General features: G+C 60.6%; 19 protein-coding genes and 2 tRNA genes. 17 read left to right on the top strand and 4 right to left on the bottom strand.

The annotated features are described in order from the left end of the window. The first annotated feature begins 8 nt into the window (after positions 1–8). The 10 genes from ACM530_RS07290 (at position 9) to ACM530_RS07245 (ending at position 13,030) form a co-directional block, all read left to right on the top strand. Positions 9–1,430 carry an N-acetylmuramoyl-L-alanine amidase gene (locus ACM530_RS07290; RefSeq protein ID WP_106577622.1) on the top strand — a complete coding sequence of 474 codons (1,422 nt, stop codon included), beginning with the start codon at positions 9–11 and terminating at the stop codon, positions 1,428–1,430. Continuing rightward, the gene (gene mutL / locus ACM530_RS07285) at positions 1,430–3,343 is read left to right on the top strand and encodes a DNA mismatch repair endonuclease MutL (protein ID WP_145160159.1); all 1,914 of its coding nucleotides are present in this window, start codon (positions 1,430–1,432) and stop codon (positions 3,341–3,343) included. The genes ACM530_RS07290 and mutL overlap by 1 nt, the downstream gene beginning before the upstream one ends. Continuing rightward, positions 3,343–4,314, top strand: coding sequence for a tRNA (adenosine(37)-N6)-dimethylallyltransferase MiaA (gene miaA / locus ACM530_RS07280; RefSeq protein ID WP_145160161.1), 972 nt, complete (start codon positions 3,343–3,345; stop codon positions 4,312–4,314). The genes mutL and miaA overlap by 1 nt, the downstream gene beginning before the upstream one ends. A 93-nt stretch (positions 4,315–4,407) precedes the next feature. Next, positions 4,408–4,668, top strand: a complete 261-nt coding sequence (gene hfq, locus ACM530_RS07275) for an RNA chaperone Hfq (protein WP_083355553.1) — start codon at positions 4,408–4,410, stop codon at positions 4,666–4,668. Between the two features lie 12 nt (positions 4,669–4,680). Then, positions 4,681–5,982 carry a ribosome rescue GTPase HflX gene (gene hflX / locus ACM530_RS07270; RefSeq protein ID WP_106577625.1) on the top strand — a complete coding sequence of 434 codons (1,302 nt, stop codon included), beginning with the start codon at positions 4,681–4,683 and terminating at the stop codon, positions 5,980–5,982. Positions 5,983–6,078: 96 nt separating this feature from the next. Beyond that, on the top strand, positions 6,079–7,254 hold the full coding sequence (gene hflK, locus ACM530_RS07265; RefSeq protein ID WP_106577626.1) for an FtsH protease activity modulator HflK: 1,176 nt from the start codon (positions 6,079–6,081) through the stop codon (positions 7,252–7,254). Beyond that, positions 7,254–8,120 (top strand): protease modulator HflC, encoded by an 867-nt coding sequence (gene hflC, locus ACM530_RS07260; protein WP_017138460.1) that lies wholly within the window; start codon positions 7,254–7,256, stop codon positions 8,118–8,120. Before hflK ends, hflC begins: the two co-directional genes overlap by 1 nt. Before the next feature lie 304 nt (positions 8,121–8,424). Continuing rightward, positions 8,425–9,612: an ATP phosphoribosyltransferase regulatory subunit gene (locus ACM530_RS07255; protein ID WP_145160163.1), complete on the top strand. Its 1,188-nt coding sequence runs from the start codon at positions 8,425–8,427 to the stop codon at positions 9,610–9,612. 54 nt (positions 9,613–9,666) lie between these two features. Next, positions 9,667–10,956: an adenylosuccinate synthase gene (locus tag ACM530_RS07250; protein ID WP_145160165.1), complete on the top strand. Its 1,290-nt coding sequence runs from the start codon at positions 9,667–9,669 to the stop codon at positions 10,954–10,956. A gap of 139 nt (positions 10,957–11,095) precedes the next feature. Next, positions 11,096–13,030: a methyl-accepting chemotaxis protein gene (locus tag ACM530_RS07245; protein WP_262208759.1), complete on the top strand. Its 1,935-nt coding sequence runs from the start codon at positions 11,096–11,098 to the stop codon at positions 13,028–13,030. 90 nt (positions 13,031–13,120) lie between these two features. Here the strand turns inward: ACM530_RS07245 and ACM530_RS07240 are convergent, their stop codons facing one another. The 4 genes from ACM530_RS07240 to ACM530_RS07225 all read right to left on the bottom strand — a co-directional run bounded on the left by ACM530_RS07240 (position 13,121) and on the right by ACM530_RS07225 (position 16,205). After that, a complete protein-coding gene (locus ACM530_RS07240) occupies positions 13,121–14,686 on the bottom strand; it encodes an ABC transporter permease (RefSeq protein ID WP_404486600.1) in 1,566 nt (521 codons plus the stop codon). Beyond that, complete coding sequence (locus ACM530_RS07235) at positions 14,686–15,711, bottom strand: iron ABC transporter substrate-binding protein (RefSeq protein WP_119737913.1); 1,026 nt, start codon at positions 15,709–15,711, stop codon at positions 14,686–14,688. Before ACM530_RS07235 ends, ACM530_RS07240 begins: the two co-directional genes overlap by 1 nt. Before the next feature lie 145 nt (positions 15,712–15,856). Beyond that, positions 15,857–15,943, bottom strand: a tRNA-Leu gene (locus tag ACM530_RS07230). Between the two features lie 175 nt (positions 15,944–16,118). Beyond that, positions 16,119–16,205, bottom strand: a tRNA-Leu gene (locus tag ACM530_RS07225). A gap of 224 nt (positions 16,206–16,429) precedes the next feature. Here ACM530_RS07225 and rnr point away from each other — a divergent pair. From rnr to dnaB, 7 genes are all read left to right on the top strand, one after another. Beyond that, entirely contained in the window at positions 16,430–19,063 is a 2,634-nt protein-coding gene (gene rnr / locus ACM530_RS07220; RefSeq protein ID WP_145160171.1) for a ribonuclease R, read from the top strand. Beyond that, the gene (gene rlmB / locus ACM530_RS07215; protein ID WP_010213600.1) at positions 19,060–19,815 is read left to right on the top strand and encodes a 23S rRNA (guanosine(2251)-2'-O)-methyltransferase RlmB; all 756 of its coding nucleotides are present in this window, start codon (positions 19,060–19,062) and stop codon (positions 19,813–19,815) included. Before rnr ends, rlmB begins: the two co-directional genes overlap by 4 nt. A 307-nt stretch (positions 19,816–20,122) precedes the next feature. Further along, complete coding sequence (rpsF, locus tag ACM530_RS07210) at positions 20,123–20,545, top strand: 30S ribosomal protein S6 (RefSeq protein ID WP_003217491.1); 423 nt, start codon at positions 20,123–20,125, stop codon at positions 20,543–20,545. A gap of 28 nt (positions 20,546–20,573) precedes the next feature. Next, positions 20,574–20,804 (top strand): 30S ribosomal protein S18, encoded by a 231-nt coding sequence (gene rpsR / locus ACM530_RS07205; RefSeq protein ID WP_002551829.1) that lies wholly within the window; start codon positions 20,574–20,576, stop codon positions 20,802–20,804. A gap of 36 nt (positions 20,805–20,840) precedes the next feature. Next, on the top strand, positions 20,841–21,734 hold the full coding sequence (locus ACM530_RS07200; RefSeq protein WP_145160173.1) for a hypothetical protein: 894 nt from the start codon (positions 20,841–20,843) through the stop codon (positions 21,732–21,734). 18 nt (positions 21,735–21,752) lie between these two features. Beyond that, positions 21,753–22,199, top strand: coding sequence for a 50S ribosomal protein L9 (gene rplI, locus ACM530_RS07195; protein ID WP_003171376.1), 447 nt, complete (start codon positions 21,753–21,755; stop codon positions 22,197–22,199). A 109-nt stretch (positions 22,200–22,308) separates the two neighbouring features. Next, the gene (dnaB, locus tag ACM530_RS07190) at positions 22,309–23,706 is read left to right on the top strand and encodes a replicative DNA helicase (protein ID WP_017526410.1); all 1,398 of its coding nucleotides are present in this window, start codon (positions 22,309–22,311) and stop codon (positions 23,704–23,706) included. Positions 23,707–23,794: the final 88 nt, after the last annotated feature.

The raw sequence follows: 23,794 nt of genomic DNA, 5'->3' as shown, positions 1-23,794 counted from the left end.
GGTTAGGTATGCGCTTTCGCGCGATGGTTGCTGTCGTAGGGGTGTTGCTTGCGGCAATGACTTTCAATGCTCTGGCTGCTTCACAGGTGAAAAGTGTTCGCCTGTGGCGAGCGCCGGATAACACGCGACTGGTGTTTGACCTGTCTGGCCCGGTCCAGCACAGCGTCTTTACCCTCACGGCGCCTGATCGCCTGGTGATCGACATCAACGGTGCGACCCTGGCCGCGCCGTTGAAAGTCTCTACCGCCAACACGCCGATTACCTCGATGCGCTCGGCGCAGCGCACGCCGACCGACCTGCGAGTGGTGATCGACCTGAAAAAGGCGGTGACCCCGAAAAGCTTTGTGCTGGCGCCGAACGCCCAATATGGCAACCGCTTGGTGGTCGATCTGTTCGACAATGCCGCCGATGCCGCGCCGCCGCCTGCGCCGACGCCAAGCGTGGCGACTGTGCCGGCCGTGCCGGTCAATCCATCGCAGCCTCAGGTCAAGCTGCCACCGCCGCCGCCCGCACCTGCGGGTAAGCGCGACATTATTGTGGTGATCGACGCCGGTCACGGCGGTGAAGACCCGGGCGCCTCCGGCTCGCGCGGCCAGCATGAAAAAGACGTGGTGCTGGCCATCGCCCGTGAACTGCAACGTCAGGTCAGTGGCATGAAAGGCTATCGCGCCGAGCTGACCCGTACCGGCGACTACTTCATTCCTTTGCGTGGCCGTACCGAAATCGCTCGCAAGAAGGGCGCCGACCTGTTCGTGTCGATCCACGCCGACGCCGCGCCATCGGCCGCTGCCTTCGGCGCCTCGGTGTTTGCCCTGTCGGATCGCGGCGCCACGTCCGAGACCGCGCGCTGGCTGGCGGACAGCGAAAACCGTTCCGACTTGATCGGCGGGGCTGGCAACGTGTCCCTCGACGACAAAGACAAAATGCTCGCCGGCGTACTGCTCGACCTGTCGATGACCGCCTCGCTGACCTCCAGCTTGAACGTCGGCCAGAAGGTCCTGAGCAACATCGGTCGCGTGACCTCGCTGCACAAGCAGCGCGTGGAGCAGGCGGGGTTCATGGTGTTGAAGTCGCCGGACATTCCGTCGATCCTGGTCGAAACCGGGTTTATCTCCAACTCCAACGAAGCCTCGAAGCTGGCCAGCGCCAGCCACCAGCAGGCGTTGGCGCGCTCGATCAGCGCCGGCATTCGCCAGTTCTTCCAGCAGAACCCGCCGCCGGGCACCTACATTGCCTGGCTGCGTGACTCCGGGAAAATCGCCCAGGGCCCACGTGACCATCGCGTGCAGCCTGGCGACACCCTGGCGATGCTGGCCGTGCGTTTTCAGGTGTCGGCCGCTACCTTGCGCAGCGCCAATAACCTGAAGACCGACGAGTTGAAAGTCGGCCAGGTGTTAACCATCCCTGGCACCGAATTGGCGGCGCAGTAATGAGCGAATCAGTCTTGAACAGTGGCTCGCGCATCGAGCTGCTCAGCCCGCGCCTGGCCAACCAGATTGCCGCGGGCGAGGTGGTTGAGCGCCCGGCGTCAGTGATCAAGGAGCTGCTGGAAAACAGCATCGACTCCGGCGCCAAGCGCATTGATGTCGACGTGGAACAGGGCGGCGTCAAGCTGCTGCGCGTGCGCGATGACGGCAGTGGCATCTCTTCCGAAGACCTGCCGCTGGCCCTGGCGCGTCACGCCACCAGCAAGATTCGCGACCTGGAAGACCTTGAACGGGTGATGAGCCTGGGTTTTCGCGGTGAGGCGCTGGCGTCTATCAGCTCGGTGGCGCGCCTGACCCTGACTTCGCGCACCCGCAGCGCCGAGCAGGCCTGGCAAGTGGAAACCGAAGGCCGCGACATGGCGCCCAGGGTCCAGCCGGCGGCGCACCCGGTGGGCACTTCGGTGGAAGTGCGCGACCTGTTCTTCAATACCCCGGCGCGGCGCAAATTCCTCAAGGCCGAAAAAACCGAATTCGATCACCTGCAAGAAGTCATCAAGCGCCTGGCCTTGGCGCGTTTCGACGTGGCGTTTCACTTGCGCCATAACGGCAAGACCATCCTCAGCCTGCACGAAGCTCATGACGACGCGGCGCGCGCTCGGCGTGTGTCGGCAATCTGCGGCGCGGGTTTCCTGGAGCAGGCGCTGCCGATCGAGATCGAACGCAATGGCTTGCGGCTGTGGGGCTGGGTGGGTTTGCCAACCTTTTCCCGTAGTCAGGCGGACTTGCAGTATTTTTTCGTGAATGGCCGCGCGGTGCGCGACAAGCTGGTGGCTCACGCGGTGCGTCAGGCCTACCGCGACGTGCTGTTCAACGGGCGGCATCCTACGTTTGTTCTGTTTTTTGAGGTCGATCCGTCGGTGGTCGACGTCAACGTGCACCCGACCAAACACGAAGTGCGCTTCCGTGACGGGCGCATGGTGCATGACTTCCTTTATGGCACCTTGCACCGCGCCCTGGGCGATGTGCGCCCGGATGATCAGCTGTCTGCGCCGATCGTGACGGCCGTTGTGCGGCCGAGCGGCCCGGAAGCCGGCGAGTTCGGCCCCCAGGGCGAAATGAGCCTGGCGGCCAACCTGCTGCAATCGCCACAGCCTCAGCCTGCTTACACGGCGCCGGGTTCCGGGTCGGGCGCGGGTTATCAGTATCAATACACGCCGCGTCCGCAGTCGGCAGTGCCGGTGGCAGAAGCCCAGGCGGCCTATCGCGAGTTTTTCGCGCCGCTGCCGGGGGCCGAGCCCACTGCTGTCGCGTTGCCAGAAGGTGGCGGTGATATCCCGCCGCTGGGCTATGCGCTGGCGCAACTCAAGGGCATCTACATTCTGGCGGAAAACGCCCACGGCCTGGTGCTGGTGGACATGCACGCCGCCCATGAGCGGATCATGTACGAGCGCTTGAAGATCGCCATGGCCAGCGAAGGCCTCAGCGGCCAGCCATTGCTGGTGCCCGAATCCCTGGCCGTCAGCCAGCGTGAAGCCGATTGCGCTGAGGAGCACCACAGCGTGTTCCAGAAACTGGGGTTCGAGTTGCAGCGCCTGGGCCCGGAAACCCTGGCGATCCGCCAGATTCCTGCGCTGCTCAAACAAGCTGAAGCTAATCGTCTGGTCGCCGATGTACTCGCGGACCTGATGGAATACGGCACCAGTGACCGCATCCAGGCACACATCAACGAACTGCTCGGCACCATGGCCTGCCACGGCGCGATCCGCGCCAACCGCCGGCTGGCCTTGCCAGAAATGAACGGTTTGCTGCGCGACATGGAAAACACCGAGCGCAGCGGCCAATGTAACCACGGCCGACCGACCTGGACCCAGATGGGCCTGGACGATCTGGACAAACTGTTCTTGCGCGGCCGTTGATGAGCGCCTTGCCCCCCGCAATTTTCCTGATGGGCCCCACGGCTGCCGGCAAGACTGACCTGGCCATCGAGCTGACCAAGGTGTTGCCGTGCGAGCTGATCAGTGTCGACTCTGCCCTGGTTTACCGGGACATGGACATCGGCACGGCCAAGCCTTCAAAAGCGCTGCTGGCCGAGTATCCGCATAAGCTGATCGACATTATCGACCCGGCCGAGAGCTATTCTGCGGCAGATTTTCGCACCGATGCCTTGGCCGCCATGGCCGAAATCACCGCGCGGGGCAATATTCCGCTGCTGGTGGGCGGCACGATGCTCTACTACAAGGCGTTGCAGGAAGGTCTGGCGGATATGCCGCCGGCCGACGCGCAGGTTCGCGCCGAACTCGAGGAAGAGGCTGCACGCCTTGGCTGGCAAGCCCTGCACGACCAATTGGCGGCGGTTGACCCGGTGTCGGCGGCGCGCATTCATCCCAATGACCCGCAGCGACTCACTCGCGCCCTGGAAGTCTGGCGGGTCAGCGGCCAGACAATGACTGAACATCGGCTGAAACAAACTGCGCAAAGTGCTGACGCAGGCGCGTCTGGACAGGCAGTATTACCCTATACTGTGGCGAATCTGGCCATTGCTCCGGCAAATCGTCAGGTGCTGCATGAACGAATTGCACAAAGATTCACAATTATGTTGGAACAGGGGTTTGTGGATGAGGTCGTAGCACTGCGTTCCCGAGGTGACCTGCATGCTGGGTTGCCGTCGATACGTGCTGTTGGCTACCGCCAAGTCTGGGATCATCTGGATGGCAAGCTGACGTCAGCCGAAATGCAGGAGCGCGGCATCATTGCCACGCGCCAATTGGCGAAACGCCAGTTCACCTGGTTGCGCAGCTGGAGCGATTTGCACTGGCTGGACAGCCTGGACAGCGACAATCTGTCACGCGCCTTGAAATACTTGGGAACGGTCTCCATATTGAGCTGAGTCCTTGCAATTGCCGTCTATCCTTGGGGGTGTGACGGCCATAAGCTATCTATTTTCCGAATTTTATTATTGATCCTTAAAGGAGTGCGGCACATGTCAAAAGGGCATTCGCTACAAGACCCTTACTTGAATACTTTACGTAAAGAGAAAGTGGGGGTTTCCATCTACCTGGTCAACGGGATCAAGCTGCAAGGCACGATCGAGTCGTTCGACCAGTTCGTGATCCTGCTGAAAAACACCGTCAGCCAGATGGTTTACAAGCACGCTATCTCGACAGTCGTTCCCGTTCGTCCTATCCGTCTGCCTAGCGCAACTGATACCGAACAGGGTGACGCTGAGCCAGGTAACGCCTGATAGGAGTCTCCTTTGTTCTTTGAGCGCCACGGTGGTGGTGAGCGAGTAATCCTCGTTCACTTGGATGGACAGGACCCTGAGGCGCGCGAAGATCCGCAGGAGTTTCAGGAGTTGGCAAATTCGGCCGGCGCCGAGACCGTTGCGTTTTTTAACGTACCGCGTCATCGGCCAACCGCCAAATTCCTGATCGGCAGCGGCAAGGTCGAGGAACTGCGCGACCTGGTCCATGCTGAAGAAGCCGATCTGGTGATCTTCAATCACACCCTCACGCCTAGTCAGGAACGTAACCTCGAACGTGTTTTCGAGTGTCGCGTGATCGACCGTACAGGTCTGATTCTCGATATTTTCGCCCAACGCGCCCGTACCCATGAAGGCAAGCTCCAGGTCGAACTGGCCCAGCTTGACCACATGAGCACCCGGCTGGTTCGCGGCTGGACTCACCTTGAGCGTCAGGGTGGCGGTATCGGCATGCGCGGTCCGGGTGAAACCCAGCTGGAAACCGACCGCCGTCTGCTGCGGGTTCGCCTGCGTCAGATCAAGGGTCGCCTGGAAAAAGTGCGCAGCCAGCGTGAGCAATCGCGTCGCGGCCGCATGCGGGCGGACATCCCTACCGTTTCCCTGGTGGGCTATACCAACGCCGGCAAATCCACCCTGTTCAATAACGTGACGAAATCGGACGTGTACGCGGCCGACCAACTGTTCGCCACCCTCGACCCGACCTTGCGCCGTCTGGAACTGGACGACCTGGGGCCGATTGTCCTGGCCGACACCGTGGGTTTCATTCGTCACTTGCCTCACAAGCTGGTCGAGGCGTTTCGGTCTACGCTCGAAGAGTCGAGCAATTCCGACCTGCTGTTGCACGTGATCGATGCGGCCGAACCGGATCGCATGTTGCAAATCGAGCAGGTGATGGTGGTGCTGGGCGAGATTGGTGCACAGGACTTGCCGATCCTCGAGGTCTATAACAAACTCGATTTGCTTGAAGGCGTTGAGCCACAAATTCAGCGTGATGAAGACGGCAAGCCCCAGCGGGTCTGGCTGTCGGCGCGCGATGGCAGTGGTTTGGAATTGCTTGAACAAGCCATTGCCGAGTTGCTGGGCAGCGATTTGTTTGTCGGCACCTTGCGCTTGCCTCAGCGTTTTGCTCGACTGCGTGCACAGTTTTTCGAGCTGGGCGCCGTACAGAAAGAAGAATACGACGAAGAAGGTGTCAGCTTGCTGGCCGTTCGATTGCCGCGCTCGGAGCTGAATCGGCTGGTCAGCCGTGAAGGTGTGGTGCCGACGGAGTTCATCGAACAACACACTTTGCAATAAAAGCCTCCGAAAGCGGTTGTGCCGCAGTAGCAGGCATTCTGTAGCATTGGTCGGCGCGCCGTGGGTGCGTCTTTGCTTTATCAGATGGAGAGCGCTATGGCTTGGAATGAGCCGGGTGGCAACTCGAATAATCAGGATCCTTGGGGTGGTAAGCGCCGCAATAATGGCGACCGCAAGGGGCCACCGGATCTCGACGAGGCCTTCCGAAAGCTGCAGGAAAGCCTGAATGGGTTGTTCGGTGGTGGGAAAAAACGTGGTGGTGACGACGGCGGTCGCACAAGCAAGGGCGGTGGCTATGGCCTGCTGGGCCTGGGTCTTGTCGTGCTCGCAGCCGTGTGGCTGTACAGCGCGGTTTATGTCGTGGACGAGCAGGAGCAGGCCGTGGTGCTGCGCTTCGGCAAGTACTACGAGACTGTCGGCCCGGGCCTGAATATCTACTTCCCCCCGATCGACAAGAAGTACATGGAAAACGTCACGCGTGAGCGTGCCTATACCAAGCAGGGCCAGATGCTGACTGAAGACGAGAACATCGTCGAAGTGCCGCTGACCGTGCAGTACAAGATCAGCAACCTGCAGGACTTCGTGCTGAACGTTGATCAGCCGGAAATCAGCCTGCAACACGCAACCGAAAGTGCACTGCGTCACGTGGTCGGTTCCACCGCCATGGACCAGGTGCTGACCGAAGGTCGTGAATTGATGGCCAGCGAGATCAAGGAGCGCCTGCAACGGTTCCTCGACACTTATCGCACCGGTATCACCGTTACCCAGGTGAACGTACAGAGCGCAGCTGCACCGCGCGAAGTGCAGGAAGCCTTTGACGACGTGATCCGCGCCCGTGAAGACGAGCAGCGTTCGCGCAACCAGGCAGAGACCTATGCCAACGGCGTCGTGCCGGAAGCGCGCGGTCAGGCCCAGCGTATCCTCGAGGATGCCAATGGTTACCGCGACGAAGTGGTTTCCCGCGCCAAGGGTGAGGCGGATCGCTTCACCAAGCTGGTCGCCGAGTACCGCAAGGCTCCGGAAGTCACGCGTGAGCGTCTGTACCTGGACACCATGCAGGAAGTCTTCAGCAATACCAGCAAGGTTCTCGTGACCGGCAGCAAAGGTGGGCAGAACAACCTGCTGTACCTGCCGCTGGACAAGATGATCGAAGGTGGTCGTAGCAGCACCAGCGCACCGGCTACCGGTTCGACCGCTGCTGCCAATGAAGCGAGCGCCCGTGCGGCCGCTGACTTGCTGCAACAGCAAACACGTACCAGGGAGAGTCGTTGATGAGCAATAAATCGCTGACCGCCCTGATTGTGGGCGTCGTCGTGGTCATCGCTGCCTGGAACTGCTTCTACATCGTGTCTCAGACCGAGCGCGCGGTGTTGCTGCAATTCGGTCGTGTGGTCCAGGCGGATGTCCAGCCGGGCCTGCATGTGAAAGTCCCCTACGTGAACCAGGTGCGCAAGTTCGACGGCCGCCTGATGACCCTGGATGCACCGACACAGCGCTTCCTGACCCTGGAAAAGAAAGCCGTGATGGTTGACGCCTACGCCAAGTGGCGCGTCAAGGATGCCGAGCGTTTCTACACCGCGACATCCGGCCTCAAGCAGATTGCCGACGAGCGTTTGTCGCGCCGTCTGGAATCGGGCCTGCGTGACCAGTTCGGTAAACGCACCCTGCACGAGGTGGTGTCCGGTGAGCGTGATGCGCTGATGGCTGACATCACGCGTTCGCTGAACACCATGGCTGAAAAAGAGCTGGGCATCGAGGTTGTTGATGTCCGGGTCAAGGCGATCGACCTGCCCAAGGAAGTGAACCGCAGCGTGTTCGAGCGTATGAGCACCGAGCGTGAGCGTGAAGCCCGTGAGCACCGCGCCAAAGGTAACGAGTTGGCCGAAGGTATCCGTGCGGATGCCGACCGTCAGCGCCGTGTACTGCTGGCAGAAGCCTATCGCGAGTCTGAAGAGGCCCGTGGTGATGGCGATGCTCAAGCTGCGGCGATCTACGCCAAGGCTTACGGTCAGGATCAGGAGTTCTACGCGTTCTACCGTAGCCTGCGCGCTTACCGTGAAAGCTTCGCGAACAAAACCGACGTCATGGTGCTGGACCCAAGCAGCGACTTCTTCCGCTACCTGGAAAAGTCCAAGTAACCAGCCGGTGATTCTGTAGGACACACTCCGTCGGGCGGCTAAAATGCCTGGCGGGGTGATCCTTTCAGAAAACGGGTGTATGATGCGGCAGCCGGGAAATTCCCGGCTTTTTTGCGTCTGCATGTTTGATTGTTGTGGTGCGTTGCAGACGCCACAGGTTTTTCGAGGAAAGTGCCCGACGAGGCCGCTAGCAGGCCATTCGTCATGTCGTTCTTGCGCGTTGTTTATGCAGGGGCCGGGCATTTTCTGCTTCACTCAGGGCTCGGCCGAGGGCTGGCCGCCCGGATCATAGGGGAATGGCGTAATGGCAACGGTAGACCGCTGGCTGCTGCCAGATGGCATCGAAGAAGTACTGCCACCAGAAGCTGCGCGCATTGAAGTAGCGCGTCGCCAGGTGTTGGATCTGTTCCAGAGCTGGGGTTACGAGTTTGTCGTGACCCCCCATATCGAGTACCTGGAATCCCTGCTGACCGGCGCGGGCCAGGACCTGGATCTGCGCACCTTCAAGGTCATCGACCCGCAATCGGGTCGGCAAATGGGCTTTCGCGCCGACATAACGCCGCAAGTGGCGCGGATCGATGCGCACACCCTGCGCCGCGAAGGTCCCAGCCGTCTTTGCTACGCCGGCAGCGTGTTGCATGCGCAACCGCGTGCCTTGTCGTCTTCGCGTAGCCCGATTCAATTGGGCGCCGAGTTGTACGGTGATGCCAGCCCGAGCAGCGACGTTGAAGTGATCAGCTTGATGCTGGCCATGCTGCAACTGGCTGACGTGCCGGATGTGCACATGGACTTGGGCCACGTCGGTATCTACCGTGGCCTGGCTCGCGCGGCCGGTTTGTCCGGTGAAGTGGAGCAGCAGTTGTTCGATGCCCTGCAACGCAAGGCTATCGATGAAGTGATCGCCCTTACCGAGGGTGTACCTGCTGACCTCGCCGGCATGCTGCGCGCGCTGGTTGATCTGTGCGGTGGCCGTGAAGTGCTGGTGGCTGCGCGCGAGCGCCTGGCCAATGCGCCGGCGCCCGTATTGGCGGCGCTCGATGACGTGCTGGCGATTGCCGAGCGTTTGTCGGCGCGCTTCCCGCAACTGCCGCTGTATTTTGACCTGGGCGAATTGCGCGGCTACCACTACCACACCGGTGTGGTGTTCGCTGTGTTTGTACCGGGTGTTGGCCAGGCCATCGCCCAAGGCGGTCGTTATGACGATATCGGCGCCGACTTCGGTCGCGCCCGTCCGGCAACCGGCTTTTCCACCGATTTGAAAACCCTGGTGACCCTGGGGCGTGCTGAGGTCGAGCTGCCGTCTGGTGGTGTCTGGATGCCCGACAGCACGGACGCAGCACTCTGGCAGCAGGTTTGCCAGTTGCGCAGTGAGGGTCAGCGTGTCGTCCAGGCTTTGCCTGGGCAGCCATTGGCCGCCGCCCGTGAAGCGGACTGCGACCGGCAATTGATTCTGCAGAACGGGCTTTGGCAAGTATCGCCACTGGCTTCTTGAGTTTTCCTGCCGGCCATCGCCGGCACCAAGTTTGCGCGAATGAGGACAAGTGTTATGGGTAAGAATGTCGTAGTCCTGGGCACCCAATGGGGTGATGAGGGCAAAGGCAAGATCGTTGATCTGCTGACCGAACATGCTGCCGCCGTAGTGCGCTACCAAGGTGGCCACAACGCTGGCCACACCCTGGTCATCGATGGCGAAAAAACCGTCTTGCACCTGATCCCGTCGGGCGTATTGCGCGAAGGCGTACAGTGCCTGATCGGCAACGGCGTGGTGGTTGCACCTGACGCCCTGCTGCGCGAGATCACCAAGCTGGAAGAAAAGGGCGTGCCGGTGCGCGAGCGCCTGCGTATCAGCCCGTCCTGCCCGCTGATCCTGTCCTTCCACGTTGCGCTGGACCAGGCCCGTGAAAAGGCCCGTGGCGAGCTGAAGATCGGTACTACCGGTCGCGGCATCGGCCCGGCCTACGAAGACAAGGTTGCACGTCGTGGCCTGCGTGTGGGCGACCTGCTCAATATGCCGCGCTTTGAAGACAAGCTGCGTGAACTGGTGGATTACCACAACTTCATGCTCGTTGGTTATTACAAAGAGCCGGCCATTGAATTCGAAAAGACCCTGGCCGAGTGCAAAGAGTACGCCGAGCTGCTTAAGCCGCTGATGCTCGACGTGACGGCTGAGCTGCACGACCTGCGCCGCGCCGGCAAAGACATCATGTTCGAAGGCGCCCAGGGTTCGTTGCTCGATATCGACCACGGTACCTACCCGTACGTGACCAGCTCCAACACCACCGCTGGCGGCGTTGCTACCGGTTCGGGTGTCGGCCCGATGTTCCTGGACTACATCCTGGGCATCACCAAGGCTTACACCACGCGCGTAGGTTCGGGCCCGTTCCCGACTGAGCTGTTCGACGAAGTCGGCGCGCACCTGGCCAAGCAAGGTCATGAGTTCGGCGCCACCACCGGCCGTGCTCGTCGTTGCGGCTGGTTCGACGCGGTTATCCTGCGTCGCGCTATCGATGTGAACAGCATCTCGGGCATCTGCCTGACCAAGCTGGACGTACTCGACGGTCTGGAAACCATCAACATCTGCGTCGGCTACAAAGATGCAGACGGTAAGGACGTTGCGCCGACCGACGCTGACAGCTACGTGGGCCTGCAGCCTGTGTACGAAGAAGTGCCGGGCTGGACCGAGTCCACCGTGGGGGCCAAAACCCTGGAAGAGCTGCCAGCCAACGCCCGTGCATACATCAAGCGCGTTGAAGAGCTGATCGGTGCACCAATCGACATTATTTCGACGGGCCCGGACCGCAACGAGACCATCGTTCTGCGTCACCCGTTCGCTTAATAAGCTGTTGATGTAAAAAGCAAAGGGCTCCTTCGGGAGCCCTTTTTCGTATCCGGCTGGCAAACGGCACGACCCTTGCTATGGTTCTTTCTTTCGCGGTGCTATCAAATTAATGGCACCCGTGGTGGAGGGATTTCCAGTGTCTGCCGTTCTCTCATTGTTACAAAGCCGGCTGTTGCGGCCGGTGTTCGTTACCCTTGGTATCGCTCTTTTGGTGCAAGTGCTGGTCGCCGTCGCTCTGACGCGGAGCACGGTCACCGCATTGGAGGCTGATTTGGGCAACCGCCTGGGTATCGACAGCCAGAAACTGTCCGGCGAGCTGGCGCAAGCCGGCAAGGAAGTCACCTCCAGTCTGGACAGTCTGTCTTCGAGCACGCGCCAGCGTCTGACGGCAGGGCTTTCCACGCGCTTGCAGGATGAGCAGAAGCAACTGCGTGCGACCCTGGAAAAAGACCTGCAAGACTCGGCCAGTGACATGGCACAACTGCTGGCCTCGGTGGCGCCACGCGCCATGTGGGACAGCGACGTGCCAACGCTGTCGGAGTTCGCCCGGCGCGCTCAGCGCAATCCCAACGTGCTGTTTGTGGTTTACGACGATGCGGCCGGCGAGCATCTGACCCGTTATCTGAACCGCGACAACCCGATCAACCAGGCGTTGCTGGCCAAAGGTCAGGGCGACCGTGCGCTGGATAAAGTCTTGGATGCGGCGAAAAATGATCCTGCCGTGTTCTACGTCGAAGCGTCGATCAGCCCCAATGGCGTAGAGATTGGCAAGGTGCGCATGGGCGTTTCGACCGCGGCGGTAGAAACCGACCTGGCGGCACTGGACAAGCGTTTTGCCGCGCTGATCGCCAGCAGCGATCAGCTGGTGGGCGACAGTCTTAAGGGTGCTGCCGCAGACAGCGCGGCCTCCATGGGCGCGCGGCTGCAGTCTGCGCAAGCCACCGCCACGCAGATGGCCGCCAACACCACCAGCGCCGTGCAGGAGACCGCAGGCACCTTGCGCTGGCGCATCGGCATGGGGCTGGCGATGGTTGGGTTCGGCGTATTGCTGCTGATCGCTGTCGTGCTGGGGCGCCGTGTGGTCAATCGTCTGAAGCTGCTGATTGCGGCCATGGATGATCTGGCCGCGGGCGAGGGCGACCTCACCAAGCGCGTGCAAATCAGCAGCAAGGACGAGATCGGCGACATGGCCTCGGCGGTCAATCGCTTTGTGGATAAGTTGCAGCCCATCGTGCGCGAGGCCGGCGATGTGGCCCAGCGCACCGGCGTGGAAATCGGCGCGATGACGTTACGCAATGCCGGCGCTGATGCGGCGGCGGGCCTGCAGCGTGATGAGGTGGCCGAGAGCTTGCGCGCGCTGTCGCAAATGGCCGATGAGGCCCAGGCCGAAAGCCACGCGATGCAGGCGGCGTTGCAGCAGGTGGTGGATATTCGCCAGGCCACGGATGAAAACTCGCGGACGTCGGCGGAAGTTGGCAGCTTGATCGAGGCGTTGGCCGGGCAGGTGCAAGCCGGCTCCCAGGTCATTGAGCGGCTGGCTCAGCAAAGCGAGCAAATTGAAGTGGTGCTCACAGTGATTCATGGCATTGCCGAGCAGACCAACCTGCTGGCGCTCAACGCGGCCATCGAAGCGGCGCGTGCCGGTGAGACCGGGCGTGGTTTTGCGGTCGTGGCCGATGAAGTGCGGGCGCTGGCGAGTAAAACCCAAAGCTCGACCGGTGATATCCAGGCGCACATCGTGGCGTTGCAGCAAGGCGCGCGCGAGGCGGTGGAAACCATCGGCAAGGCCGGGCGTCAGGCCAATGAAGGTTTGCTGGTGCTGCGCGACAGCGTGCGCTTGCAGCAAACGGTGCAGGCTTCAGTGGAGCAGGTGCACGCAGCAATTGGGTTGGCGACGCGCGCGGCTGAGCATCAGGCGCAGGGTGCGCATGCGGTGCGTGGGCGGGTTGAGGTGATTCATGCCCAGGCCGAGCGTGCCGCTCAAGCGGTGGTGGAAACCACCGCCAGTGGCAAGGTTTTAGATGGATTGGCGGCGCAGTTGAAGGCGAGCCTGGGGCAGTTTCGGGCTTAGCGCCGCCTGTACCGGCGCTATCGCAGGCAAGCCAGCTCCCACATTGGAATGCACTCGAATGTGGGAGCTGGCTTGCCTGCGATAGCGGTCTCAGCGGCTCAAATACATCCGAGTCGTAAGCAGATACACCGGCAACCCTGACACCAAGATCAACAACGCCGCATAAGGCGCCGCCGCCGCGAACTCCACATTCGAGGTATGCGCCCACACGGCCGTCGCCAGCGTGTTCAACCCCGTCGGACTGAGCAGCAACGTCGCCGTCAATTCCTTCATTGCGTCCAGAAACACCAGCGCAAACGCCGCGCCCAATGCCGGGAAAATAATTGGCAAGGTCACCCGGCAAAACGCGCTGAACGACGAGGCGCCCAGCGTGCGCGCTGCCTCTTCCAGTTGCGGCGCCGCCTTGTTCAAGGCCGTACGGATCGGCGCCTGTGCCAGTGGCAAAAACAGCAGCGCATAGGCAATCAAAAGCAGCGCGGAAGTCTGGTACAGCACCGGCACGTAATGCAGGGCGAAATACACCAGCGTCAATGCGATCACCAAGCCGGGCAGGGCATGCAGCAGGTACGGCAGGCGCTCGGCCCAGATCGCCAGTTGGCCTTTGTAGCGCACCACCAGCAGCCCGACCGGTACGGCCAACACCAGGCAAAGCGCCGCGCCGCCCAGTGACAGTGCCAGCGACGACAGCAGTGCCTCACTGATCTCGGCCACGGGAAAGGCTGCCGATGAGCCCACCGCCAGCCAATACCCGAGCATCCCCAGCGGAATACCGCTGCCAATGATCGCCAGCGCCAGGCAATACACCTGACCCAAGGCGGCCCACTTGCCCAGCTTGACCTGTTCGGCATGCCGCGCGGCGCCCTGGCCGATGCGCACGTGCCGGCCCTTTCCGCGCACGCGCAGCTCCAGCCACAGCAGCGTCAGGCACATCACCAGCAACACCGCCGACAGCATCGCGGCGTTGGCATTGCTGAATTCCAGTTCAAATTGTTGGTAGATCGCGGTGGTAAAGGTTTGCAGGCCGATGATCGACAGCGCGCCGAACTCCACCAGCATATGCAAAGCAATCAACAGCGCCCCGGCCAGTAGCGAAGGCCACAGCAAGGGCAGTGTGATACGAAAAAAGACGCCCCAGCGATTCAGCCCCAAGGTGCGGGCCGACTCTTCCAGGGAAGGATCAAGATTGCGCAGCGTCGCCGCCACCGGCAGAAACACCAGCGGGTATTTGGACAGGGTCATCACCAGGATCGCCCCGCCCAAGCCTTCGAAGTTGGCGCTCAGTGACACCCAGGTAAAGCTGCTGACAAACGCCGGCACTGCAAACGGCAGGCACAGGATTACGCCCCATATGCGCCGCCCGGGCAAGTTGCTGCGCTCGAGCAGCCACGCCAGGGACAGGCCGATCACGCCGCAGGCGACCGTCACGCCAATCATCAGCGCCAGGGTGTTGCGCAGCAGGCCGAATACATAGGGGCGCCACAAAAGGTGTATCGCCTCCGCCCAGCCCGCCTGCCATGCTTTGGTCCCGACATAGACCAGCGGCAGCAGGCTCAAGCCAACCAGAAACAGGACGGGGAGCAGCAACCAGATCGACGGGCGCTTGCGTCGCGGGCTCAACCCCCCGCGCAAGGCAGGGGCGGATAGCGATGGGTTCATCAGTTCAAGCCAACGTCACGTTCCAGGTCCAGGGCTTCTTCGGCATTGCCAAGGTCCGCAGGGGTGACTTTCGGCGGTTGCAGCTCGCTGAACGGCTTGAGGCCACGGTTGGATTCCATGCCCTTGCGCAGCGGGTATTCGGCCGAGGTGTTGGTGATCACACGCTGGCCTTCTTCGCTGGCCATGAAGGCGAGCAACTGTTGAGCTTCCTTGGGGTGCTTGCTGGATTTCAGCGCGGCAGCCGAAGACACGGTGATCAGGCCGCCCGCGTCGCCATCGGTGAAGTAATGCAGCTGGGAATCCAGGTTGGTTTTTTCCTTCTTCAGGGCAAACCAGTAGTAGTTATTCACCAGCACGGTGGCGACTTCGCCGTTCTCCACAGCCTTGAGGGCGACCATGTTGTTGCTGTAGACCTTGCCGAACGCGCGCAAGCCGGTCAGCCATTCTTCAGCGGCTTCGCGGCCGTGCAGTTTGATGATCGCCACGGCTTGTTCCTGGAACGCGCCGCTGGTAGGGACGAAGCCGACTTTGCCTTGCCACTCGGGGCCGGCGAAATCCAGAACCGACTTGGGCAGGTCTTTTTCGGCGATCAGTTTGGGGTTGAACGCGACAACGCGGGTGCGTGCGGTGACGCCCATCCAGTCGCCGTTGCTGCCGACATAATCCTTGGGCAACACGTCGAGGGTGCTGGCATCGATCTTGGCCAGCAGGCCTTGTTCGCCAAGTTTGTTCAGTGGCGGCGACTCTTCGGTGTAGATCACGTCGGCAGGGGAGCGGTCGCCTTCTTCCACGACCTGGCTGGCCAGCTGGTTGCTGCTGCCCTTGCGCACATTGACGTGGATGCCGGTCTTGGCTTCGAAGGCTTTGGCGAGTTCATCGCCGACCTCCTTGTGTTGGCCGTTGTACAAGGTCAGTGCAACCTTGTCGGCAGAATAGGCAGCGGGCGAGAGCAGGGTCAGGCCGAGCAGAGTGATGGTCAGGCCACGCAGAAGGGATGTCTTGAGACGGGTATCGCGGATCATCATCCGGGGTTTTCCTCACTTGAGTGCAACAAATCCTTACAAGGATAAACGATAAAACTTCTCAAGTGCGGACAAGCGGGGAAATCGCCAGGCAGGTTTTCAAACCCCGGAAACGAAAAAACCCGCTTTCGCGGGTTTGATCTGAATTTGGTGCCCAGGAGAAGACTCGAACTTCCACGACCTTGCGATCACCAGCACCTGAAGCTGGCGTGTCTACCAATTTCACCACCTGGGCTTATCAACAACGCTTGCGCCGTTGATGGAGCGAACTATACGGAGGGCTTTTTGATCTGTAAACCCCTGATTCAAAAATATAAATCAAGATTCTCGTTAAAAATCAAAGGCCTGAAACGCAAAAACCCGCTTTCGCGGGTTTTTGGAGACTCGAGGCAGAACCTTGAGTTTGAAATTGGTGCCCAGGAGAAGACTCGAACTTCCACGACCTTGCGATCACCAGCACCTGAAGCTGGCGTGTCTACCAATTTCACCACCTGGGCAGCATCAACAACGTTGCTGTCGTCGATGGCGCGCACTATACGGAGGCGATTTTGCGCTGTAAAGCCCTGCTATGAAAAAATCCTGGAAAACTTCGTCAATGGTCGTGCAAGGTGCGTTCCGAGGGCGACAAAGGCCTATAAAACGCTTGTTGATGCCTGAAATTTCCCGTTTCAATACGCGTATGCCAAACTAACCCGCATATAGACAAGGTGAAAACTCTCTAATGGCCGATTGGCAGTCCCTCGATCCCGAGGCCGCTCGTGAAGCGGAAAAATATGAAAACCCTATTCCTAGCCGCGAACTGATCCTGGCGCATCTCGCCGATCGTGGTTCGCCTGCTAGCCGCGAGCAGTTGGTTGAAGAATTCGGTCTGACCACCGAAGACCAGCTCGAAGCCCTGCGCCGCCGTTTGCGTGCCATGGAGCGCGATGCCCAACTGATCTACACCCGCCGAGGCACTTACGCGCCTGTGGACAAGCTCGACCTGATCCTTGGCCGCATCGCCGGCCACCGTGACGGCTTCGGCTTCCTGATCCCGGACGACGGCAGTGACGACCTGTTCATGAGCCCGGCGCAAATGCGTCTGGTGTTCGACGGCGACCGTGCCCTGGCGCGCGTTTCCGGCCTCGACCGTCGTGGTCGCCGTGAAGGCGTGATCGTCGAAGTGGTGTCGCGTGCCCACGAGTCCATCGTCGGCCGTTACTTCGAAGAAGGCGGCATCGGCTTTGTCGTGCCGGATAACCCGAAGGTCCAGCAGGAAGTGCTGATCACCCCGGGCCGCAATGGCGCCGCCAAGGTCGGCCAGTTCGTCGAGGTGAAAATCACCCACTGGCCAACTGCGCGCTTCCAGCCGCAGGGCGACATCGTTGAAGTGGTCGGCAATTACATGGCGCCGGGCATGGAAATCGACGTTGCGTTGCGCACCTACGATATCCCTCACGTCTGGCCAGAGGCTGTGCTCAAAGAAGCCGCCAAGCTCAAGCCGGAAGTGGAAGAGAAAGACAAAGAAAAACGCATCGACCTGCGCCATCTGCCGTTCGTCACCATTGACGGCGAAGATGCCCGCGACTTCGACGATGCGGTCTACTGCGAAGCCAAACCTGGCAAGCTGCGCCTGTTCTCCGGTGGCTGGAAGTTGTTCGTCGCGATTGCCGACGTGTCCAGCTATGTGAAGATCGGTTCGGCCCTGGATAACGAAGCCCAGGTGCGCGGCAACTCCGTGTACTTCCCGGAGCGCGTGATCCCGATGTTGCCTGAGCAGCTGTCCAACGGCCTGTGCTCGCTGAACCCGAAAGTCGACCGTTTGGCCATGGTGTGCGAGATGACCATCTCGAAAACCGGCGAAATGACTGACTACCAGTTCTACGAGGCGGTGATTCACTCCCAGGCGCGCCTGACCTACAACAAGGTCAGCACCATTCTGGAACAGCCGAAAACCAGCGAAGCCAAAGCCTTGCGCGGTGAGTACGGCCATGTTGTGCCGCACCTGAAGCAGCTGTATTCGTTGTACAAGGTATTGCTCGGCGCTCGTCATGTACGTGGCGCGATCGACTTTGAAACCCAGGAAACCCGGATTGTCTTTGGCTCCGAGCGCAAGATCGCCGCAATCACGCCGACCACGCGTAACGATGCTCACAAGCTGATCGAGGAATGCATGCTGGCCGCCAACGTGGCCACTGCCGAGTTCCTGAAAAAGCACGAGATTCCTGCGCTGTACCGCGTGCACGACGGCCCGCCGCCGGAGCGTCTGGAGAAGCTGCGCGCGTTCCTCGGTGAGCTCGGCCTGTCCCTGCACAAAGGCAAGGACGGCCCGACGCCGAAGGACTACCAGGCACTGCTGGCAAGCATTAAGGACCGTCCGGATTACCATGTGATCCAGACCGTGATGCTGCGCTCCCTGAGCCAGGCGGTGTACAGCGCGGATAACCAGGGCCACTTCGGCTTGAATTACGAGGCGTACACCCACTTCACCTCGCCGATTCGCCGTTACCCGGACCTGCTCACGCACCGCGCGATCCGCAGCGTGATCCATTCCAAGCAGAACACCCCGCACGTCAAGCGCGCCGGTGCCATGACCATTCCGAAGGCGCGGATATATCCGTACGACGAAGCGGCCCTGGAACAGTTGGGCGAGCAGTGCTCCATGAGCGAGCGCCGTGCCGACGAAGCCACCCGCGACGTAGTGAACTGGCTCAAGTGCGAGTTCATGAAGGATCGCGTTGGCGAATCGTTCCCGGGTGTGATCACCGCCGTGACCGGCTTTGGCCTGTTCGTCGAGCTGACCGACATCTACGTCGAAGGTCTGGTGCACGTTACCGCGTTGCCGGGCGACTACTACCACTTCGACCCTGTGCATCACCGCCTGGCGGGCGAGCGCACCGGTCGCAGCTTCCGTCTGGGCGACACGGTGGAAGTGCAGGTCATGCGCGTCGACCTCGACGAACGCAAGATCGACTTTGGCATGCCAGATAAACCAGCCGAGCCGACTGGCCGTAAAAAACGTGGCGCTGAGACGACTGCGCCGGCAAGCAAAGGCAAAGGCGCTCCTGCTAAAGCAGCGGTCGCCGAGCCTGCGTCAGCCAAACCTGCTCGTCGTTCGTCTGCCAAGGACAAGGCCCCCGAAGCCTACCGCCCAAGCGATGCTGCGGCGAAAAACGCCGAGCTGCGCAAGAGCCGTGAGTTGAAGCAGCAGTTGCTCAACGAAGCCAAAAGCGGTGGTAAAGCGGCGTCTGGGGGAAAGTCCCGCGAGGCGGAAAAACCGTCGAGCAAGCCGAGCAAACATCGTAAAGGCCCGCCAAAAGCGGGTTCGGCCCCCGCGAAAAACGGCGGGTCGCGCAAACCTAAGGCCAAGTCATGAGTCTGGAAAAAATCTACGGCGTGCACGCCGTAGAAGCACTGCTGCGTCATCACCCTAAGCGCGTCAAACAGGTATGGTTGGCCGAAGGTCGCAGCGAGCCGCGCGTGCAAGCGCTGGTCGAGCTGGCGACCCAGAATAAAGTTGCCATCGGCCAGGCCGAGCGTCGTGAAATGGACGTGTGGGTAGAAGGCGTTCACCAGGGCGTGGTGGCGGACGTCAGTCCGAGCCAGGTTTGGGGCGAGGCGATGCTCGACGAGCTGCTCGACCGTACCGAAGGTGCGCCGCTGCTGCTGGTACTGGACGGCGTGACCGACCCGCACAACCTCGGCGCCTGCCTGCGTTCGGCGGATGCTGCCGGCGCGCTGGCAGTGATCGTGCCCAAAGACAAGTCGGCCACCCTGACGCCAGTTGTGCGTAAAGTGGCCTGCGGCGCGGCGGAAGTGATTCCGCTGGTGGCCGTGACCAACCTGGCGCGCACCCTGGAGAAACTCCAGCAGCGTGGCCTGTGGGTCGTGGGCACGGCAGGCGAGGCTGAGGTCAGCATTTACGACCAGGACCTTACCGGCCCGACCATCCTGATCATGGGTGCCGAAGGCAAAGGCATGCGTCGCCTGACCCGTGAGCATTGCGACTACCTGGTGCACCTGCCGATGGCCGGTAGCGTCAGCAGCCTCAACGTTTCAGTCGCAACGGGCGTCTGCCTGTTCGAAGCCCAGCGCCAGCGCGGCGCGAAGGCCAAAGCCAAGAAATAAGGCTTAAGAGCGACGCAAGACCCTGTGGGAGCCGGGCTTGCCCGCGATGGCGGTGTGTCAGTCAACAGAGAGGTTGACTGTGCCATTGTCATCGCAGGCAAGCCAGCGCCCACTTTTGTTTTGGTGTGTTGGAGATTGTTCAAATAATCACCAATCACCTTGCGCCGTTTCTCCCCCTTCTCTACAATTGCGCCCCTTGCCTTCCTGGCAGGCATTTATGTGCCTCCCTGCGGCAAGATCCATAAGTGTCATTCACTCCTTGTCTGACCGTTTTTGAGCGGCAGGCTACAACCCGTAAGGAGCATTCATGCGTCATTACGAAATCATCTTTTTGGTCCACCCGGATCAAAGCGAGCAAGTCGGCGGCATGGTTGAGCGTTACACCAAGCTGATCGAAGAAGACGGCGGCAAAATCCACCGTCTGGAAGATTGGGGCCGTCGTCAACTGGCCTACGCAATCAACAATGTTCACAAGGCTCACTACGTGATGCTGAACGTTGAGTGCACTGGCAAGGCCCTGGCCGAGCTGGAAGACAACTTCCGCTACAACGATGCAGTGATCCGTAACCTGGTCATCCGTCGCGAAGAAGCCGTTACCGGCCAATCCGAGATGCTCAAGGCTGAAGAAAACCGCAGTGAGCGCCGTGAGCGTCGCGACCGTCCTGAGCACGAAGGCGCCGAAAGCGCTGATAGTGATGACAGCGACAACAGCGATAACGCTGACGAGTAATCCACGGACCTTTTAAGGAGCCTATCAAATGGCACGTTTCTTCCGTCGTCGTAAATTCTGCCGCTTCACCGCTGAAGACGTGAAAGAGATCGATTACAAAGATCTCAACACTCTGAAAGCTTACGTATCCGAGACCGGCAAAATCGTTCCAAGCCGCATCACCGGTACCAAAGCACGTTATCAGCGTCAGCTGGCCACCGCTATCAAGCGCGCCCGCTTCCTGGCCCTGCTGGCCTACACCGACAGCCACGGCCGCTGAGACCGGGCAGTCGACAAGTAGTAAGGGATTGAATGCATGCGCGCCTTAGCTGAGTTCATCATGCGCGGTCGCGTGCAGGCCACTCTGGTAGTGGCTGGATGTGCGGCATTGCCGTTGCTTTATTGGTTGGGTGCTGCCGCAGGTTGCCTTGTGCTCCTGCGGCGCGGTTTGAAGGACGCCCTTGGCGTTCTTGCCCTGGGTTTGTTGCCGGCCTTGATCTGGTGGCTGCAAATGGGTGATCCACGGGTACTTCTGGTACTGCTGGGGTCATCGAGCCTTGCGTTGGTTTTACGCGCAAGTGAGTCCTGGGTCCGCACGCTGCTGGTCAGCGTGGCATTGGGGTTGGTGTACTCAGTGATGCTTGGCGCGGCTTTCCGCCCGCAAATCGAGGCGCTGTCGCAGGAAATCGTCAAGATCCTGCCGTTGGCCCTCGGGGATCTCTACCAGCATTTGTCGGTAGATGAGCGAGCGCGGTTTGTGTCACTGATTGCTCCGGTCCTGACCGGCCTGATTGCGGCATTGTTGCAGGTCGTCAGCGTGCTGAGCCTGATTCTTGGGCGTTATTGGCAGGCGTTGTTGTACAACCCGGGTGGTTTTGGTCGCGAGTTTCGCAGTATCAGAATTCCCGCGGGGCCGGCGATGTTGCTGCTGGCGTGCATGGTTGTCGGACCGAACTTCGGTCCACAGATGGCCTTGCTGGCGCCGATTTGCAGCGTACCGCTGGTGTTTGCCGGACTGGCCCTGATTCATGGGCTGGTTGCGCGAAAGCGCCTGGCCAAGTTTTGGCTGGTGGGGTTGTACGTGACGCTGTTGCTGTTCATGCAGCTGATCTATCCGTTACTCGTGGTTTTGGCCATTGTCGACGGCCTGATTGATTTTCGCGGTCGTCTGGCGTCGAAAGACGCTGATAACGCGAACGGTGAAGGTTAAAAGTTAGAGGATTTTCACATGCAACTGATCCTTCTGGAAAAAGTCGCCAACCTGGGCAACCTGGGCGACAAAGTGAACGTTAAGGCCGGCTACGGTCGTAACTACCTGCTGCCATACGGCAAAGCCACCGCTGCAACCGCTGCCAACCTGGCTGCGTTTGAAGAGCGTCGTGCTGAGCTGGAAAAAGCAGCAGCAGACAAAAAAGCTTCGGCCGAAACTCGCGCTGCCCAACTGGCTGAGCTGGAAGTGACTATCACTGCCACCGCCGGTGACGAAGGCAAGCTGTTCGGCTCGATCGGCACCCACGACATCGCTGATGCACTGACCGCCTCCGGCGTTGAAGTGCAGAAGAGCGAAGTTCGTCTGCCGAACGGCACCATCCGCAACGTAGGCGAATTCGACGTAGCCGTGCACCTGCACGCCGAAGTTGAAGCCACCGTACGCGTTGTCGTGGTAGCAGCTTAAAGCAAGCTAACTGACTGGCACCCCGTGTGCCAGGCGGTTAACATCGGGCACGATCCTGTTTACAGGTCGTGCCTTTTGTTTTTCTACAATCCCCTAATTCCAAGTGGCCATGAACGATATTTCAGCTCCTGAGCAATACGATCTGCAAACCGCTGCCCTGAAGGTGCCGCCGCATTCCATCGAGGCCGAACAGGCCGTGCTCGGTGGCTTGATGCTGGACAACAACGCCTGGGAACGCGTGCTGGATCAAGTCTCGGACGGTGATTTCTATCGCCATGACCACCGGCTGATCTTCCGCGCCATCGCCAAGCTGGCCGACCAGAACTCACCGATCGACGTGGTGACCCTGGCCGAGCAGCTGGACAAGGAAGGCCAGACCTCCCAAGTCGGCGGCCTGGGTTACCTGGGCGAACTGGCGAAAAACACGCCGTCCGTCGCCAACATCAAGGCGTATGCCCAGATCGTTCGCGAGCGGGCCACCCTGCGCCAGTTGATCGGCATCAGCACCGAAATCGCCGACAGCGCCTTCAACCCCGAAGGCCGCACCGCCGCCGAGATCCTCGACGAAGCCGAACGCCAGATCTTCCAGATCGCCGAGGCGCGGCCTAAAACCGGCGGCCCGGTCAGCGTCAACGACCTGTTGACCAAGGCCATCGACCGGATCGACACGCTGTTCAACACCGACAACGCCATCACCGGTATTTCCACCGGTTACACCGACCTCGACGAGAAGACCAGCGGCCTGCAGCCGTCAGACTTGATCATCGTCGCCGGCCGTCCATCCATGGGTAAAACCACCTTTGCGATGAACCTCGTGGAAAACGCCGTGTTGCGCAGCGACAAGACCGTGCTGGTGTACTCCCTCGAGATGCCAGGCGAATCGCTGATCATGCGTATGCTTTCCTCGCTCGGCCGGATCGACCAGACCAAAGTCCGTGCCGGTCGCCTGGAAGACGATGATTGGCCGCGCCTGACCTCGGCGGTCAACCTGCTCAATGACCGCAAGCTGTTCATCGATGACACTGCGGGCATCAGCCCCTCGGAGATGCGTGCGCGTACTCGCCGCCTGGTGCGTGAACACGGTGACATCGCCCTGATCATGATCGACTACCTGCAGCTGATGCAGATTCCGGGTTCCAGTGGCGACAACCGGACCAACGAGATTTCCGAAATCTCCCGGTCCCTCAAAGCCCTGGCCAAGGAATTCAACTGCCCGGTGGTGGCGCTGTCGCAGCTCAACCGTTCCCTGGAACAACGTCCCAACAAGCGCCCGGTGAACTCCGACTTGCGCGAATCCGGAGCGATCGAGCAGGATGCTGACGTGATCATGTTCGTGTATCGGGACGAGGTGTACCACCCCGAGACCGAGCACAAAGGCATTGCCGAGATCATCATCGGCAAGCAGCGGAACGGGCCGATCGGCTTTATCCGCCTGGCATTCATCGGTAAGTACACGCGCTTCGAGAACCTCGCGCCGGGCAGTTACAACTTCGACGACGACGAATAATTCTCCAGCGCCTGTAGAGGCCTCATCGCGGGCAAGCTCGCTCCCACACTTGAACGGTGAACACCTTCAAAAGGGGGAGCGGGCTTGC

Origin of the sequence: Pseudomonas sp. NFX183 (genome assembly GCF_047943075.1) — a bacterium.
Lineage (GTDB): Bacteria > Pseudomonadota > Gammaproteobacteria > Pseudomonadales > Pseudomonadaceae > Aquipseudomonas.
The sequence above is the reverse complement of the archived record's forward strand: the minus strand, read 5'-3'. Positions and strand labels throughout refer to the sequence as shown.

What these genes read in the sequence shown, in the direction of transcription:
- rpsR (WP_002551829.1), top strand. Translation starts at nt 20,574, where the DNA reads ATGGCACGTTTCTTCCGTCGTCGTAAATTCTGCCGCTTCACCGCTGAA.
- ACM530_RS07290 (WP_106577622.1), top strand. Translation starts at nt 9, where the DNA reads ATGCGCTTTCGCGCGATGGTTGCTGTCGTAGGGGTGTTGCTTGCGGCA.
- rlmB (WP_010213600.1), top strand. Translation starts at nt 19,060, where the DNA reads ATGAGTCTGGAAAAAATCTACGGCGTGCACGCCGTAGAAGCACTGCTG.
- rplI (WP_003171376.1), top strand. Translation starts at nt 21,753, where the DNA reads ATGCAACTGATCCTTCTGGAAAAAGTCGCCAACCTGGGCAACCTGGGC.
- ACM530_RS07235 (WP_119737913.1), bottom strand. Translation starts at nt 15,711, where the DNA reads ATGATGATCCGCGATACCCGTCTCAAGACATCCCTTCTGCGTGGCCTG.
- dnaB (WP_017526410.1), top strand. Translation starts at nt 22,309, where the DNA reads ATGAACGATATTTCAGCTCCTGAGCAATACGATCTGCAAACCGCTGCC.
- rnr (WP_145160171.1), top strand. Translation starts at nt 16,430, where the DNA reads ATGGCCGATTGGCAGTCCCTCGATCCCGAGGCCGCTCGTGAAGCGGAA.
- hflK (WP_106577626.1), top strand. Translation starts at nt 6,079, where the DNA reads ATGGCTTGGAATGAGCCGGGTGGCAACTCGAATAATCAGGATCCTTGG.
- hfq (WP_083355553.1), top strand. Translation starts at nt 4,408, where the DNA reads ATGTCAAAAGGGCATTCGCTACAAGACCCTTACTTGAATACTTTACGT.
- ACM530_RS07250 (WP_145160165.1), top strand. Translation starts at nt 9,667, where the DNA reads ATGGGTAAGAATGTCGTAGTCCTGGGCACCCAATGGGGTGATGAGGGC.
- miaA (WP_145160161.1), top strand. Translation starts at nt 3,343, where the DNA reads ATGAGCGCCTTGCCCCCCGCAATTTTCCTGATGGGCCCCACGGCTGCC.
- rpsF (WP_003217491.1), top strand. Translation starts at nt 20,123, where the DNA reads ATGCGTCATTACGAAATCATCTTTTTGGTCCACCCGGATCAAAGCGAG.
- ACM530_RS07255 (WP_145160163.1), top strand. Translation starts at nt 8,425, where the DNA reads ATGGCAACGGTAGACCGCTGGCTGCTGCCAGATGGCATCGAAGAAGTA.
- ACM530_RS07240 (WP_404486600.1), bottom strand. Translation starts at nt 14,686, where the DNA reads ATGAACCCATCGCTATCCGCCCCTGCCTTGCGCGGGGGGTTGAGCCCG.
- ACM530_RS07200 (WP_145160173.1), top strand. Translation starts at nt 20,841, where the DNA reads ATGCGCGCCTTAGCTGAGTTCATCATGCGCGGTCGCGTGCAGGCCACT.
- mutL (WP_145160159.1), top strand. Translation starts at nt 1,430, where the DNA reads ATGAGCGAATCAGTCTTGAACAGTGGCTCGCGCATCGAGCTGCTCAGC.
- hflC (WP_017138460.1), top strand. Translation starts at nt 7,254, where the DNA reads ATGAGCAATAAATCGCTGACCGCCCTGATTGTGGGCGTCGTCGTGGTC.